This is a genomic window from Pseudomonas sp. JL2, assembly GCF_031570495.1.
Lineage (GTDB): Bacteria > Pseudomonadota > Gammaproteobacteria > Pseudomonadales > Pseudomonadaceae > Aquipseudomonas > Aquipseudomonas rhizophila.
This window is the reverse complement of record NZ_JAKUDH010000022.1, coordinates 14373-30211: the sequence shown is the minus strand read 5'-3', so window position 1 is coordinate 30211 and position 15839 is coordinate 14373. Positions and strand designations below refer to the sequence as shown.

General features: G+C 60.7%; 15 protein-coding genes. 9 read left to right on the top strand and 6 right to left on the bottom strand.

The window, feature by feature from the left end:
- Positions 1–26 precede the first annotated feature (26 nt).
- On the bottom strand, positions 27–512 hold the full coding sequence (locus tag MKS85_RS23060; RefSeq protein ID WP_139050966.1) for a GNAT family N-acetyltransferase: 486 nt from the start codon (positions 510–512) through the stop codon (positions 27–29).
- 141 nt (positions 513–653) lie between these two features.
- On the opposite strand from MKS85_RS23060, the gene MKS85_RS23055 reads away from it, so the two are divergent.
- From MKS85_RS23055 to MKS85_RS23040, 4 genes are all read left to right on the top strand, one after another.
- Positions 654–1088 carry a nuclear transport factor 2 family protein gene (locus MKS85_RS23055; protein WP_188252325.1) on the top strand — a complete coding sequence of 145 codons (435 nt, stop codon included), beginning with the start codon at positions 654–656 and terminating at the stop codon, positions 1086–1088.
- A 67-nt stretch (positions 1089–1155) separates the two neighbouring features.
- Complete coding sequence (locus tag MKS85_RS23050; RefSeq protein WP_092397118.1) at positions 1156–1500, top strand: YciI family protein; 345 nt, start codon at positions 1156–1158, stop codon at positions 1498–1500.
- Between the two features lie 27 nt (positions 1501–1527).
- Entirely contained in the window at positions 1528–2004 is a 477-nt protein-coding gene (locus MKS85_RS23045; RefSeq protein ID WP_047228330.1) for an SRPBCC family protein, read from the top strand.
- Positions 2004–3239 carry an RNA polymerase sigma factor gene (locus MKS85_RS23040; RefSeq protein WP_188252326.1) on the top strand — a complete coding sequence of 412 codons (1236 nt, stop codon included), beginning with the start codon at positions 2004–2006 and terminating at the stop codon, positions 3237–3239. Before MKS85_RS23045 ends, MKS85_RS23040 begins: the two co-directional genes overlap by 1 nt.
- Positions 3240–3452: 213 nt before the next feature.
- Here MKS85_RS23040 and MKS85_RS23035 read toward each other — a convergent pair whose 3' ends face one another.
- The 4 genes from MKS85_RS23035 to MKS85_RS23020 all read right to left on the bottom strand — a co-directional run bounded on the left by MKS85_RS23035 (position 3453) and on the right by MKS85_RS23020 (position 8782).
- Entirely contained in the window at positions 3453–4787 is a 1335-nt protein-coding gene (locus MKS85_RS23035) for an imelysin family protein (RefSeq protein WP_047228328.1), read from the bottom strand.
- 264 nt (positions 4788–5051) lie between these two features.
- Positions 5052–7103 carry a bifunctional diguanylate cyclase/phosphodiesterase gene (locus MKS85_RS23030; RefSeq protein WP_188252327.1) on the bottom strand — a complete coding sequence of 684 codons (2052 nt, stop codon included), beginning with the start codon at positions 7101–7103 and terminating at the stop codon, positions 5052–5054.
- Between the two features lie 304 nt (positions 7104–7407).
- On the bottom strand, positions 7408–8004 hold the full coding sequence (locus tag MKS85_RS23025; protein ID WP_047228326.1) for a superoxide dismutase: 597 nt from the start codon (positions 8002–8004) through the stop codon (positions 7408–7410).
- 175 nt (positions 8005–8179) lie between these two features.
- Positions 8180–8782 (bottom strand): LysE/ArgO family amino acid transporter, encoded by a 603-nt coding sequence (locus tag MKS85_RS23020; RefSeq protein WP_047228325.1) that lies wholly within the window; start codon positions 8780–8782, stop codon positions 8180–8182.
- Between the two features lie 97 nt (positions 8783–8879).
- Between MKS85_RS23020 and MKS85_RS23015 the strand changes: the two genes are divergently transcribed.
- From MKS85_RS23015 to MKS85_RS23005, 3 genes are all read left to right on the top strand, one after another.
- Entirely contained in the window at positions 8880–9773 is an 894-nt protein-coding gene (locus MKS85_RS23015; protein WP_047228324.1) for a LysR family transcriptional regulator ArgP, read from the top strand.
- A 56-nt stretch (positions 9774–9829) separates the two neighbouring features.
- Positions 9830–10822 (top strand): NAD(P)-dependent oxidoreductase, encoded by a 993-nt coding sequence (locus MKS85_RS23010; protein ID WP_139050964.1) that lies wholly within the window; start codon positions 9830–9832, stop codon positions 10820–10822.
- Between the two features lie 108 nt (positions 10823–10930).
- Entirely contained in the window at positions 10931–11815 is an 885-nt protein-coding gene (locus MKS85_RS23005) for an ATPase (protein ID WP_076386024.1), read from the top strand.
- 231 nt (positions 11816–12046) lie between these two features.
- Here the strand turns inward: MKS85_RS23005 and rapA are convergent, their stop codons facing one another.
- A complete protein-coding gene (gene rapA, locus MKS85_RS23000) occupies positions 12047–14893 on the bottom strand; it encodes an RNA polymerase-associated protein RapA (RefSeq protein ID WP_047228321.1) in 2847 nt (948 codons plus the stop codon).
- Positions 14894–15141: 248 nt separating this feature from the next.
- Between rapA and MKS85_RS22995 the strand changes: the two genes are divergently transcribed.
- Positions 15142–15483, top strand: a complete 342-nt coding sequence (locus MKS85_RS22995) for a hypothetical protein (RefSeq protein WP_047228320.1) — start codon at positions 15142–15144, stop codon at positions 15481–15483.
- Between the two features lie 94 nt (positions 15484–15577).
- Entirely contained in the window at positions 15578–15739 is a 162-nt protein-coding gene (locus tag MKS85_RS22990) for a hypothetical protein (RefSeq protein ID WP_171061412.1), read from the top strand.
- The last annotated feature ends 100 nt before the right edge of the window (positions 15740–15839 follow it).

The following is a 15839-nucleotide window of genomic DNA, read 5'->3' as shown; positions in this document are numbered from 1 at the left end:
GCGCTCACAGACAGGTTATGTCCTGGTCAAAACACCAGCCCCATCCGCCGCTCATAACCGATGCGGCCCTTGTACGCTTCGCCACTGTCGACCCAGCCCAGCCGGGTGTACAGGCCGATGGCCGAGACATTATCGGCGTCGACCGAAAGCTCCAGTCCTCTGATTTGCGGCCATGCCGCCCGAGCCACCGCAGGAAGCGCTAGCAGGCAGGCCTTGCCGTAACCCTTGCCCTGGGCCCGATAATCGACTTGCAGAGCGTGCAGGGTGGCGCTGTGTTCGTTGGCCCAGGCGGGCAGTACTGGCGGGCGCTTGAGTAACAGGAACGCCACTGGCACCTCGCCAGCCAGCAACGCAAACCCTTTGACGCCAGGGCCGGGTCTGGACAGCAGCGTGTGCAGTGCGCCGTGGATATCGCCGGCGAACTTGATCTGTTCGGGGTGGATTTCGATGGCTTCGACCTGCGTGCGCTGCAGCTCGGTGAGGTCTTCGTAGGGTACGAGCTGAGCGGTCACAAAAGCATCCGTTGTTTGCCGACAGAATGGGCCTGGGATTCTAGCGAATTTTTTCTTTGAATTATTTTTGTTTGGGTTGTCGATTCGCAGTTTCTCTAAACGACAAAGGGTGTCTTCAACAAAAACCTGCGGAGAATCACCATGAATACCCAAACCACCGAAACCGAAATCAAGGCCTTGATCGAGACTTATCGCCAGGCTGTCATGGAAAAAAATGTTGAAAAAGTCATGGCGCTCTATGACGACAACATCGTTTCGTTCGATGCCATCCAGGCCCTGCAATTCAAGGGCAAGGTCGCTTACCGGGCCCATTGGCAGGCGTGCATGGAGATGTGCCCCGGACCGCACAAGTTCGACTTCCATCAAGTCGAGATTACCTCGGCCGACACGATCGCCTTCGCTCACTGGCTGGCCTATTGCGGCGGTACCAACGACAAAGGTGAGGAGCAGGCTTGCTGGATGCGCACGACCGCCTGCTATCAACGGGTGGCCGGGCAATGGAAGATTGTCCACGAACACTGGTCCGCGCCGTTTGATCCGATGGCCGGTACGGTGATGTTCGACCTGCAGCCCTGATCGTCGGTTTTTTCGCTGAGCGCTTTTCTGCGGTCCATAGTTGATCAGTTCGATCACGGAGCTTTCCATGAAGTACTTATGCCTGGTCTATAGCAACGAGCATGCGCTGCACAACTCACCCGACAGCCCGCAGGACGCTGAATGCATGGCCTACGCCGAGTCGATCCAGGGCAGCGGTCGTATGATTGCCGCCGAGGCCCTGGAGTCGGTGCAGACCGCTACCACGGTGCGCATGCGCGGCGGCAAGTTGTCGATCACGGACGGTCCGTTTGCCGAAACCAAGGAGCAACTGGCGGGCTTCTACCTGATCGACGCCAAGGACCTGAACGAAGCCCTCCAGGTCGCCGGCAACATTCCGGCGGCCCGGGTCGGCTGCGTCGAGGTCCGACCGGTACGTCAACTGAATCCCTGAACAACAATCACAAACAGGATTTCATTCATGAACCTCAAACCTGCCGCGTTCGAGTTATCCATCAGCCGAGTGATCGACGCCTCGCGCCAGAAGATTTTCCGCGCCTGGACCGAGCCGGCGCTGCTTGTCCAATGGTGGGGACCCCACGGCATGACTACGCCGGAGTGCGAAATGGAGCTGTGGGTCGGTGGTCAGTTTCGCACCCTGATGCGTGCCCCGGACGGCAGTGAATATCCGACCATGGGCGTGTTCCTGGAAATCGTCGCCCCGCAGCGGCTGGTCTTCACCGATGCGTTTGTGCCCGGCTGGATCCCCTCCGGCAAAGCCTTCATGACCGGCGAAGTGTTGCTTGAGGAGATGGGCGATAAAACCCTTTACACCGCCCGCGCCCTGCACTGGAACGAAGAAGACCGCCAGGCCCACGAAGCCATGGGCTTTCATGACGGCTGGGGCCAGAGCCTGGATCGGCTCGAAGCGCTGGTGACCCAGGGCATGCCCGACTGATGTCGGCCGAAGAAGTCAGTGCACGGGTCGAGCAGGTTTATCGGCAAGACTCGCGGCGCATCCTGGCGACGCTGATTCGCCTGCTGGGGGATTTCGACCTTGCTGAAGAGGCCTTGCACGAGGCCTTCTTCATCGCGGTCGAGCGCTGGCAGCGCGACGGTGTGCCGGACAATCCTCGGGCCTGGCTGGTATCGGCCGGGCGCTTCAAGGCCATCGACAGTTTGCGCCGGCGCGCTCGCTTCGCGGCGAGCCGGCCGATGCTGATTGCCCAGCTCGAAGAACTGGAGCAGAGCGACTGGAGTGATGAGGACGTGGAAGACGATCGCCTGCGGCTGATCTTCACCTGTTGCCACCCGGCCCTGGCCGCTGATGCCCAGGTGCCGCTGACGTTGCGGGAAGTGTGCGACCTGACCACCGAAGAGATCGCCCGGGCTTTTCTCGCCGCCCCGGCGGCCATCGCCCAGCGCATCGTGCGGGCCAAGGCAAAAATTCGCGATGCGAAGATCCCCTATCAGGTGCCGTCCCGCTCGGAACTGCCCGAGCGGCTGGACAGTGTGTTGCGAGTGATCTACCTGGTATTCAACGAAGGCTATTCGGCCTCGATGGGGGCTGAGGTGACGCGTGAAGATTTGACCCGCGAAGCCATCCGCCTGGCCCGCCTGTTGATGGAGCTGTTGCCTGAAGCCGAGGTCATGGGGCTGTTGGCGTTGATGCTGCTGCACGAGTCGCGGCGGCGAGCACGAACTTCTCCCGGCGGTGAACTGATCCTGCTGGATGAGCAGGACCGGTCCTTGTGGGACGCCGACATGATCGCCGAAGGCTGCGCCCTGGTGGAAGCCGCGCTCAATACCCGAAGGTTCGGGCCTTATTGCCTGCAAGCTGCGATTGCGGCAGTGCATGCCGAAGCCCCCACGGCGCAGGAGACCGACTGGCCGCAGATCGTCGGCCTCTATGACGTGTTGCTGCGTGCGGTGCCTTCACCGGTGATCGAACTCAACCGCGCCGCGGCCCTGGCCAAACGCGATGGACCGCAAGCGGGCTTGCAGCGGATCGACGCGATTCTGGACCGGGGCGAGTTGCTCGATTATCACCTGGCCCACTCGGCGCGGGCAGAACTCTGCCGGCAGTTGGGACGCGTGGAGGAGGCGAGGGCGGCATATCGACGCGCGCTTGAATTGACTCAGCAATTGCCGGAGAGGCGGTTTATCGAGGGGCGGCTTGCGGGGTTGCGGTGATCACCACAAGCGATGAAATCCTGTGGGAGCGGGCGTTGTGGTGTGCATCGTATTTAGGAACAGCTGAAACCACTGTGGGAGCGAGCCTGCTCGCGATAGCGTCATGTCAGTCACATTGCTGTTGGCTGAAACATCGCTATCGCGAGCAGGCTCGCTCCCACAGGGTTTTATGGCTTGGCTGACGGGCATAACCCGTCAGTCAACCAGCCTTGATCAGAACTCGTGATCAGCGCTGTCCGGGTTCAGGTCGCTGATGCCCAGTTTGCCCGCGGCCTGTTCGATCGCGCCGGTTTGCTTGACCAGTGCGGCAATGGCGTCGCGCACGACCTGGTTGCCAGCGGTGTTGCCCGCAGCGATCAGTTGGTCGTAGTGCTCACCCTTGTTGGCGTGATCGACCATGACCTGGATCTTGGCTTCGGTGTCGGCCAGGTCGGCCTTGAGGGCGTTGTCAGCGGCCGGGTCAGCCTTGGCCACCAGGGACGACAGGCTGGCGCCGGTCATCTTGGTGCCGTCGACGCGGGTGTATTCGCCCAGGTAAACGTTGCGTACGCCTTTGGCGTCGTAGAAGTGCGAGTTGTGGGTGTTGTCGCTGAAGCAGTCCTGCTCGTCTTCTGGCGAGTTGGCTTCCAGGGACACCTTCATGCGTTCGCCCGCCAGTTCACCCAGGGACAGGCTGCCCATGCCGAACAGCATCTTGCGCAGGCCGGTTTCGGCAGGCTCGGCTTCCAGGGTGGCGCGGTAGTTGTCAGCCACGTTTGGCTTCCAGTTGCCGACCATTTCTTCCAGATCGCTGACCAGCAGTTGGGTCACGGCCTTGAGGTAGGCGCGACGACGGTCGTTGTGACCGCCAGTAGCCCCGGCACCTTCCAGGTAATCGGAGGCCGGACGCTTGCCGGCACCAGGGCCGGTGCCGTTGAGGTCTTGGCCCCACAGCAAAAATTCGATGGCGTGGTAGCCGGTGGCGACGTTGGCCTCGGAACCGCCCAGCTCGTTCAGGCTGGCGAGTTTCTCCGGGGTGATGTCTTTCACGTCGACCTTGTCTTCGCCTACCTGGACCTCGGTATTGGCGATGATATTGGCGGTGGCGCCCGGGTTACCCAATGCGTGCGCGTAGGAGGTGTCGACGTAGTCGATCAGGCCTTCATCCAGCGGCCAGGCGTTCAATTGGCCTTCCCAGTCGTCGATGATGGTGTTGCCGAAGCGGAACACTTCGCTTTGCAGGTAAGGGACGCGCGCAGCGACCCAGGCGGCCTTGGCGGCGTTGAGGGTCTCGTCGTTCGGTTTGGCCAGGAACGCATCGATCGCGGTTTGCAGGGTTTTCGCGGTGGATTCGGCATCGCTGTAGACCGCATGGACGATGTCGGCGTAGTGCGCGACAACGGCCTTGGCAGCGGCTTCGTCGATTTTGCCGGCTGCGGCTGGGGCGGCGGTGCTGGCTGCAGGCGTGGGCGCTTGCGGCGCGGCGGCCTTGTCTTTGCCTTCGCCGCAACCGGCGAGGGAAATAGCGATGGCCAGCAAACTGGCGGTAGCCAGAGGCATACGAATCATGGCGAACATCCTGCTTCGGTGATGGATGGGACAGGCGCGAGGTGCGCAAAGCTGCGACATAATGCGAAAGATTTGCATTATGTGTAAAGGGTTGTAGCTGTAAATATTTCTTATTTGTGATGCGGCGCGGGCAGCCTTCCGTAGGCGCCGCCGAGCTAAGCGAGGCTGCGATCTTCCCCCAGACACTTGAAGCTCAAGTGAACAAACCAAAGAGCGCAGGCTTCGCCAGCGCCTGCAGAAGCATGACCACCCAGGGAGAAAGAATCAGATGATGGAGACTTTGCTGCGCTGCGCCTGCTTGAGATAGATGCCCAACTCCCGTGCCGGCAGCGGTTTGCTGTAGTAGTACCCCTGACCTTCATGGCAGCCCTCGGAGATGATGTAGGCTTCCTGCTCGACCGTCTCCACCCCCTCGGCGATTACCTGCATCCCCAGGCTCTTGCCCAACTGGATGATGGCCCGGACGATGGTCGCGTCATCCTCGTCATCGAGCAGGTCCTGGACGAAGCTCTTGTCGATCTTGATCTTGTCCAGCGGCAGGCTCTTGAGATAACTCAGGGACGAATAACCGGTCCCGAAGTCATCGATGGCAATCAGCGCGCCGGAGCGGCGCAGGCTGAGCAAATGCTGGGCGGCTGTCGTGATGTCTTCCATCAGGCCGGTTTCCGTGACCTCCAGCTCCAGGCTGCGCGGCGGCAGGCGGTACATCTGCAGCAAGTTGTTCACCACCCGCGGCAGTTCGGCATGGTGCAATTGTACGGTGGACAGGTTGACCGCCATGCGCAGGTCAACGAAGCCCTGGTCATGCCATTCGCGCAACTGTTTGCAAGCCTGATCCAGGACCCATTCACCGATGGCGATAATGGTGCCGTTCTGTTCGGCCAAGGGAATGAACAGGTCCGGCGGCACGAGGCCGTGTTCGGGGTGATGCCAGCGAATCAGCGCCTCGGTACCCACCACTCGCAGGTCGCGATAGCTGACCTGCGGCTGGTACACCAGGCTGAACTGCTCGAGGAGCAGAGCCTCGCGCAGGTCTTTTTCCAGTTCGCGCCGGCGGCGCATTTCACTGTCGACGCTGGCGATGTAGAACTGGTAGCGATTGCGCGAGCGGGCCTTGGCCAGGGTCATGGTCTGCTCGGCTTTCTGCAATAGCTTCTCGGTGCTGTCCCCGTCCTCGGGAAAGAGGGTGATGCCAATGGTCGCCCGTAGGCGGATTTGCTGATCATCGAGGATGAACGGCGCCTCCAGGTCATCGAGGATGCTCTGGGCCAACTCGGCGGCTTCGTAAGGTTGTTCGATATCGGCCTGGACCAGGGCGAACTGGTCGCCCCCCAGTCGCGCCAGCGCGCCAAGGCGTCCGCTGTGGGCTCGCAGCCTATCTGCCAGGGCCAACAGCAACTGGTCACCGGTTTGATAGCTGAACTGTTCGTTGATGCCCTTGAAGTCATCCAGCCCCACACACAGTACGGCCACCCGGCGTTGCAAGCGCCCGGCATCCACCAGGATCTTGTCCAGTTGCTGTTGAAGCTGTTGACGATTGGGCAGGCCGGTGAGGAAGTCATACTGGGCCATGCGCAGCAGGCTGTTTTCCGCCTCGTGGCGCAGGTGTGTATTGCGCTCGATGGAGGCGAGCAATTGGTTGGCGGTGTTGATCCAGAGCCCCAACTCATTTTGTTCGTGGCCGCGTAGCTGCGGGATCTTGTGTTCACTCGGCCGGTCGGGGTTGATTTCGGTCAGGTGTTCGATGATCCGCGACAGTGGTTTGGTCAGCAGCCAGTGATAGACCAGGTACAACACCAGGCCCATCGCCAGGGCTCGCAACATGCCCGATATGAAAATGATTACGGAGTTGACGATGAAACTCTGGCCGTAGGTGGCGGTGTCGAGAGTAATGCTCAGGTCACCGTAATATTCACTGTAAGGCCCGCGACCCACCAGTTGCGTGGTGAATGTGCGTTCCTTGCCAAGGATCAGGTCGGTCAGCCAGCGACTTCCAGAGTGCTGCAAAGGCCGGGTTTTTTCGGCGAGCATAGTCTCGTGAGGGTGACCGATAGAAGCCATGCGCACCGCTTGGTCCTGAAACAGCCCCTCGATCACTTGCATGCCCATCTCCCGGTCAAGGCTATAGACGGCCTGGGTCGAAGGGTCGCGGAACATATCAAGAATTCGTTGGGCATCGCTGGCGACGGCATGGTCGGTTTTGTAGGCATCGAAAACGATCTGGGCGCAGCTCAATACCACGCCGACGATCAATGCCGAAAGGAGCACGACCCGGAGCAACTTCACAGACAAGCTGTTCTTGAGTTCCAGCTTCAAAGAGGGGGTTCCTTGTTCCGTGCGAGTAGCGTCAAGTTGCCATGAGTATTGGCAATCCTGTGATGTCAGTCAAAGGGACAATCAAACACAAGGGTCTTCGCCTGAAACCTGGCCGTTATACGGTGTTTCCAGAGTTATTGCTCTACGACCATTGTGTCGGATGGAAGGGCCCCCAACTTGAGGCCTGGGTTTGATTTTTGTTGGATTTCAGACACGAGGTAGGGGGCCGGACAAGATCCGAGGGCTTTGTGCCAGCTAAAAAAAACCCGGCAAAGCGCCGGGTTCTTTTGTCTGGCATTACGGATCAAGCGGTGAAGGTCTTGCCTTCGAACTGCTCGGCCACGAACTTCCAGTTGACCAGGTTCCAGAACGCTTCGACGTATTTCGGACGAAGGTTGCGGTAGTCGATGTAGTAGGCGTGTTCCCAAACGTCGCAGGTCAGCAGCGGGGTGTCGCCGCTGGTCAGCGGGTTGCCGGCGCCGATGGTGCTGGCCAGGGCCAGGGAACCGTCAGCCTTTTTCACCAGCCAGCCCCAACCGGAACCGAAGGTGCCGACGGAAGTCTTGGTGAATTCTTCCTTGAACTTGTCGAACGAGCCGAACGCACTGTTGATGGCGTCGGCCAGCGCGCCGGTAGGTTGACCACCGGCGTTTGGCGCCAGGCAGTTCCAGTAGAAGGTGTGGTTCCAGACCTGAGCGGCGTTGTTGAAGATACCGCCCGAGGAAGTCTTGACGATTTCTTCCAGGGTCTTGCCTTCGAACTCGGTGCCAGGTACCAGGTTGTTCAGGTTCACGACGTAGGTGTTGTGGTGCTTGTCGTGGTGGAATTCCAGAGTCTCTTTGGAGATGTGCGGCTGCAGTGCATCGTGTGGATAAGGCAGCGGCGGCAATTCGAAAGCCATGGTGATTCTCCTAATCAGGTCAGTTGCGGTGAGCGCAAGGCCGATCACGGGCGGCCAGACTAGCGCCGGGGAGTTTGTACTCATTGCGGCGCAGGAGTCGGATCATAGCACCGGGGGAACGGCATAACCACGCAACAACTGTGTGGGATAGAGGTTCCAGAGCGGTTTGGAATAATCAGCCAGAGACGATCAACTGTATGGCCACGCTGAACATCATCGTTGCCACCAGCACGTCCAGTATCCGCCAGGTACTCGGCCGGGCCAGCCACGGTGCCAGCCATGCCGCACCGATTGCCAGTGTGAAGAACCACAGCAACGAGGCACTGGCCGCTCCCACGACATAGGCGCCAGGCACGCTTTGCTGGGCCCCGAGGGAACCGATCAGCAACACGGTGTCGAGATAGACGTGGGGGTTGAGCAGGGTCACCGCCAACGCACTGAGCAGCACCGCCCGTAACGAGCGCACGACCTGTTTTTCATCTTGTTGCAGGCTTTGTTTCGAACAGGCCCGACGCAACGCCAGGCTGCCATACCAGAGCAGGAACCCGGCGCCGCCCCAGCGGGCTATTGAAAGCAGCAACGGGCTTTGGGCCAGCAGTGTCGCCAGCCCGAACACCCCGGCGGCCACCAGCAACGCATCGCAAGTTACACACAGGGCGGCGACCGGCAAGTGATGTTCGCGGCGCAGGCTTTGCGCCAGCACGAAGGCGTTCTGAGCGCCGATGGCCATGATCAGCCCGAGGGCCACCAGTAGTCCGTTCATGTAGCTTTGCCACATAAATTACTCCCCGAGTAGGTATGAATGCGGGTGTCATTCTCTGGTGCAAAGCGGTATAAGAAAAACCAATATTGCTGATTGCTCATTAGGAAAACTGATGTTCGATTACAAATTGCTTTCCGCTCTGGCGGCGGTTGTCGAGCAGGCCGGATTCGAGCGTGCCGCCCAAGTGCTGGGTTTGTCGCAGTCGGCGATTTCCCAGCGGATCAAACTGCTGGAGGCGCGGGTCGGCCAGCCGGTGCTGGTGCGCGTCACGCCGCCGGCACCGACCGAAATCGGTCGCCGCTTGCTCAACCATGTGCAGCAGGTGCGGCTGTTGGAGCGCGACCTGCAAAGCCTGGTGCCAGCGCTGGATGAGGAGGGGCTGCCTGAGCGCCTGCGGATCGCCTTGAATGCCGACAGCCTGGCCACTTGGTGGGCGGTAGCCGTTGGGGATTTCTGCGCCGAACATCATCTGTTGCTCGACTTGGTGGTGGAAGACCAGACCGTCGGCCTCAAACGCATGCGTGCCGGTGAGGTGGCGGCGTGCGTCTGCGCCAGTGAACGTCCGGTGGCTGGTGCCCGTAGTGTGTTGTTGGGGGCCATGCGCTACCGGGCGTTGGCCAGTCCGGCGTTCATCGCCAGGCATTTCCCCGATGGGGTGCGCGCCGATCAACTGGCGCGCACGCCGGCGCTGGTGTTCGGCCCGGATGATTTCCTGCAGCATCGCTACCTTGCTTCCCTGGGGGTCGAAGGCGGTTTCGAACATCATCTCTGCCCGTCGTCCGAAGGTTTCATTCGGCTCGCCGAAGCGGGGCTTGGCTGGGGACTGGTGCCTGAGTTGCAAATGCGTGAGCAACTGGAGCGGGGCGAGTTGGTGGAATTGCTGGCAGATAAACCGATTGATGTGCCGTTGTACTGGCATCATTGGCGCAATGGTGGGCAGTTACTGGGTTTGTTGACTGAACGATTGATCAAGGCGGCAAGCAGCAAGCTCCAAGCGGTAAGTTGAAAGCGATTGGCTTGAAGCTTGTAGCTTGAAGCTCGAATCTGATTTTAGGAGTCTTCATGAAAATTCTGGTTACCGGCGCAAGTGGCTTCATTGGCGGGCGCTTTGCGCGTTTCGCTCTGGAGCAGGGCCTGGATGTACGGGTCAACGGTCGCCGGGCCGAGAGCGTTGAGCACCTGGTGCGTCGCGGGGCGCAGTTCATTCAGGGGGATCTGAGTGACCCGTTGCTGGCTCGCGACCTGTGCCTTGATGTTGACAGCGTCGTGCATTGCGCCGGTTCCGTGGGGCTTTGGGGCCGCTATCAGGATTTTCACCAGGGCAACGTCCAGGTCACGGAAAATATTGTCGAGGCCTGCCTCAAGCAGAAGGTCCGGCGTCTGGTTCATCTGTCATCGCCGTCTATTTACTTCGACGGCCGGGACCATCTGGACCTGACCGAAGAACAGGTGCCCAAACGCTTCAAACATCCCTACGCCGCCACCAAATACCTGGCTGAACAGAAAGTCTTCGGGGCCCAGGAGTTCGGTCTCGAAGTACTGGCTCTGCGCCCGCGCTTTGTCACCGGCGCCGGCGACATGAGCATTTTTCCCCGGCTGTTGAAAATGCAACGCAAGGGCCGCTTGGCCATTGTCGGCAACGGGTTGAACAAGGTGGATTTCACCAGCGTGCAGAATCTCAACGAAGCGCTGCTCAGCAGTCTTTTGGCCGGCGAATCGGCCCTTGGCAAGGCTTACAACATCAGCAACGGCACGCCGGTGCCGTTGTGGGATGTGGTCAATTATGTGATGCGACAGATGGAAGTCCCACAGGTCCGGCGTTATCGTTCCTACCGGCTGGCCTACAGCGTCGCCGCCCTGAATGAAGGTTTTTGCACGTTATGGCCGGGCCGTCCCGAACCGACGTTGTCGCGCCTGGGCATGCAGGTCATGAACAAGAATTTCACCCTGGACATCAGCCGGGCCCGGCATTATCTGGATTACGATCCACAGGTCAGCCTGTGGACCGCTCTTGATGAGTTCTGCGCCTGGTGGAAAGCCCAGGATGCCCGCTGATCGCCCCGTCATGAACCGAGTGCCAGGTTCGGGGTCAATCGGTGCGGCGGGCGAGGGGGTTATACTCGCTGCATCAAGCCAACACCGGTTTCCCAAAGGTTGAACCCAATGCCCATGCGTAACGATTCCAACGACGACTTCGATGATATACCGAGCTTGCGGATGCGGGCCGACATTCCCGATGACGATGACTTTCTGCCTGAGCGCGAACGCCCGCCCCACGTGCAAGCGCGCCCGGCACCCGTTGCGGCGGCCAAGGTCAAGGGGGCCAGTACCGGGCCACTGTGGGCACTGGTCGGTGCGCTGTTGTGTGCGCTTGCCTTCCTGGCGTGGTGGAGCTTCCAGCAGATTTCCTTGATGGAACAGCAACTGGTGGCCACCCAGGAAAGTTTCGCCCGTATCAGTGAAGATGCGGCGGGACGCTTGCAGGACATTTCCGGCAAGGTGGTAGCCGGTCAGTCCAATGTCATGAGCGACAGTGAAGCCTTGAAGTTGCAGATCAAACAGCTGGAAGGCAAGCTTCAGGAGCAGGGCAAGCAATTCGAAAGCAAGCTGCAGGAGCAGTACAAACAACAGATGGTCGCGTTCGGTCCGTCCGCCGACCTGGACAAGGAGCTGGCCCAGATCATTGCCCAGACCACTGAGCAGCAGAACGCCAGCACTCAGTTGCAAGCTTCCAACAAGGAACTCCAGGACCAGGTCAAGGCGCTGGCGGCTGAAGTTTCCGCCCTGAAAAACCAGGGCGAGGATGGTGCTCTCGATGCCCGGCTCAAGAGCATCGGTGCCGACATCACCGCCCTGAAACGCGCCACTTCCAATTCTGCCATCGAGCGTCTGGAGCAGGACGTGATCGTGCTCAAGAGCCAGCAGGACAACGGGGGCAACAACACCGCCGAGTTCGACGCCTTCCGCGGCCAGGTCACCCGCAATATCAACACGCTGCAAGCGCAGATCCGCAACCTGCAGCAGCAACTTGGCAGCCGAGCTCAGTGACGAGGCTGTAGTCGCGAGCGGTGGGTCAGTCAGTTTGCATCAATGGCTGATGTGCCACCGCCATCGCGAGCAGGCTCGCTCCCACATCGTGAGTCGTGCGCTTGCAAAGTGTTCAGCCGCTGCAAACCGGTGGGCTTGCCGATCCTTGCGCTGATCGGCAAGTGGGACCAGACAAATGCACAAAAAAAGGCCCGCATCGCTGCGGGCCTTTTGTTGAGTAACGGCGGCAATTCAGCCCGCCACCAACACCCGTATGGCCTCCAGGCGCAGCGCCGCCTTCTCAAGCATCGCCAGACCTTGCTCACGCTGTTGGCGCAGAGCCACCAGTTCGCTGTCGCGTACCGTCGGGTTGACCGCTTGCAGGGCAGTCAGGCGCGCCAGTTCTTCGTCGGTATCGGCTGCCAGGCGACGCTGGGCTTCGGCCACGCGTTCGGCGTGACGCGGGGCGATCTTCTCTTCACCGGCGTTGATCCGTGGCGAGAGCTGGTCACGCTGGGCCTGGATGAACTTGTTGGCGCTGGCCCGAGGCACGCTTTCCAACTGATCGTTCAAAGTCTCGAACGAGACTCGGGCGGCGAGGTCGTTGCCATTGGCGTCCAGCAGGCAGCGCAGGGCGGCCGGCGGCAGGTAACGGCCCAGTTGCAGTGAGCGCGGGGCAACCACCTCACTGACATAGAGCAGTTCCAGCAACACGGTGCCGGGCTTGAGAGCCTTGTTCTTGATCAGCGCTACGGCGGTATTGCCCATGGAGCCGGACAGCACCAGGTCCATGCCGCCTTGCACCATCGGGTGCTCCCAGGTAATGAACTGCATGTCTTCGCGAGACAGCGCCTGGTTGCGGTCGTAGGTGATGGTCACGCCTTCGTCGTCGCCCAGCGGGAAGCTGGCGTCGAGCATTTTTTCGCTCGGCTTGAGGATCAGCGCGTTGTCCGAATGGTCCTCGCTGTCGATGCCGAACGCATCGAACAGGGTTTCCATGTAGATCGGCAGGGCGAACTGGTCGTCTTGTTCGAGAATGGCCTCTACCAAGGCATCGCCTTCACCCGCGCCGCCGGAGTTGAGCTCCAGCAGACGGTCGCGACCGGTGTGCAGCTCGGCCTCCAAGCGTTCGCGTTCGGTGCGGGCTTCGTCTATCAAGGCTTGCCACTGGCCGTCATCGGCTTCTTCCAGCAATGGCAGCAGGCGCGGGCCGAACTGATGCTGCAAGGCGTTGCCGGTCGGACAGGTATTGAGGAACGCGTTCAGGGCCTCGTGATACCACTGGAACAGCCGCGCTTGCGGGCTGGTTTCCAGGTACGGCGCATGCAGCTCGATGGTGTGTTTCTGGCCGATCCGGTCCAGACGGCCAATACGCTGTTCCAGCAGGTCCGGGTGCGAGGGCAGGTCGAACAGCACCAAATGGTGGGCGAACTGGAAGTTACGGCCTTCGCTGCCGATTTCCGAGCAGATCAGCACCTGGGCGCCGAACTCTTCGTCGGCGAAATAAGCCGCCGCGCGGTCGCGCTCCAGGATGTTCATGCCTTCGTGGAACACCGTGGCCGGGATGCCGGAACGTACGCGCAGAGCGTCTTCCAGATCCATGGCGGTCTCGGCGTGGGCGCAGATCACCAGCACTTTGGTGCGCTTGAGCATCTTCAGGGTGTCGATCAGCCACTCGACCCGTGGGTCGAAACGCCACCAGCGCTGTTCTTCGTTGGCGTCCGGCTGAGCCTGGAAGCTGACTTCCGGGTACAGCTCGGCGTGATCACCCAACGGCAGCTCGAGGTATTCGTCCGGGCACGGCAGCGGGTAGGCGTGCAGCTTGCGCTCCGGGAAACCCTGTACGGCGGCGCGCGTATTGCGAAACAGCACGCGGCCGGTGCCGTGGCGGTCCAGCAGTTCGCGGACCAGGCGGGCGCTGGCTTCAACATCGCCATCATTGACGGCGGTCAGCAGCGCTTCGCCCTCGTTACCCAGGAAGCCGTGAATGGTCTTGTGCGCCTCGGGTGAGAGACGGCCCTTGTCCAGCAGCTCCTGCACGGCTTCGGCCACCGGGCGATAATTTTCGCTCTCGGCGCGGAAGGCCTTGAGGTCATGGAAGCGGTTCGGGTCCAGCAGGCGCAGGCGGGCGAAGTGGCTGTCCTGGCCCAGCTGTTCCGGGGTCGCGGTCAGCAGCAGTACGCCGGGAATCGTTTCGGCAAGCTGTTCGACCAGGGCGTAATGCGGGCTGACCTGATCTTCGTGCCAGACCAGGTGGTGGGCTTCGTCGACCACCATCAGGTCCCAGCCGGCGGCAAACAGCGCGTCCTGGGCCTTCTCATCGTCCACCAGCCACTCCAGCGCCACCAGGGCCAGTTGGGTGTCTTCGAACGGGTTGCTGGCATCGCTTTCGATGAAGCGTTCTTCGTCGAACAAGGCGACCTGCAGGTTGAAACGCCGACGCATTTCCACCAGCCACTGGTGCTGAAGGTTTTCCGGTACCAGGATCAGCACGCGGCTGGCGCGGCCGGAGAGCAGTTGGCGGTGGATGATCAGGCCGGCTTCGATGGTCTTGCCCAGGCCCACTTCGTCTGCCAGCAATACCCGTGGCGCGATGCGGTCGGCCACTTCACGGGCGATGTGCAATTGGTGGGCGATGGGCTGGGCACGTACGCCACCCAGGCCCCAGAGCGGCGACTGCAACTGGCGGCTGGTGTGTTCCAGGGTGTGGTAGCGCAGGGAAAACCATGCCAGCGGGTCAATCTGGCCGGCGAACAGACGGTCACTGGCCAGGCGGAACTGGATAAAGTTCGACAGCTGGGTTTCCGGCAGAGTGACAACCTCGTTCTGCCCATTGAGGCCGTGGTAGACCAGCAGCCCATCGACATCGTCGACTTCGCGCACGGTCATTTTCCAGCCTTCGAAGTGAGTGATCACATCGCCCGGCGAAAACCGCACGCGGGTGAGGGGCGCATTCCGTAGCGCGTACTGGCGAGTGTCGCCAGTGGCCGGATAGAGCACGGTCAACAAGCGGCCGTCCTGTGCCAGAACGGTGCCTAAACCCAGCTCGGCTTCGCTGTCACTGATCCAGCGTTGCCCCGGTTGATACTGCTGCGCCATGCTGCCTGACTCCCGCCTTGAAAAAGCCGGTTATCTTAACGGAATGATCCCTCAGACCAAAGGATTTACGTAGACATCGGGTCGCCATGGGCATTGATTACTTACCGGCGGTGCGGAACTTAAGTGTGCTGAGTGATCAAACAAGCTCGGCCCGGCCTATTGTGATAATGCCAACCGGGTCACAAGTTTCAGACCAGCGGTTCAAGCTGTCCTTCGCTCAGCCGACAACCTGAAGACAGGAGACCTTTATGTTGCCACCCATGCTCCCTTTGAGCGCCGTACCCATCACCGCTCAACAGGATCCGGTCCGCCAGCGACCGGACATACCGCCCGTGGTCCCGGTGCAGCAAAGCTCCAACGAAAGCACCATCGACCTGAAGAATCGCGACCCGGAGGAGGCTGCGCTGTTGCTGCGCGAGGAGCAACAGCGCCAGCAGGAACGCAACAAGCGCCGCCGTGAAGCCGACGAAGATCCCGAAGCGCACCTGGCCGTACCGGGCACTGAACTGAACGCCGACAACACCGTGCCAGTGGTGCCGTTGGTGGAAGGGGAAGAGCGTCAGGGCTTGTGGGTCGATATCCAGGTCTGATCCAGGCTTTTGTCGACGCATGCAGGCTGGTCAACCCGCTCGACAGCCTTCATCATGAGAGCATCCGCAGTTCACCGTACGATGCCGACACGCCATGAGCCAAGACGACAAACTGATCGACCTCAGTGCTGAGCGCGCCAAGCGCGTTCACGACCTCAACGAAAAACGCCTTAACGAAGTCCGCCAGGCTTTCGAGCAAGCCATGCCATTGGGCAAAGCCCAGAAAAAACCGAAGAAAAAACCCAAAAAGCGCTGACTCCCCCCTCTATCCATTGATACAGATCAGTTATTTCCCTTCCTTTTCGCCGCGTCGCGAGCGTTATTGACCCCGGTCAATTTTCATCCAGGCCTGATTG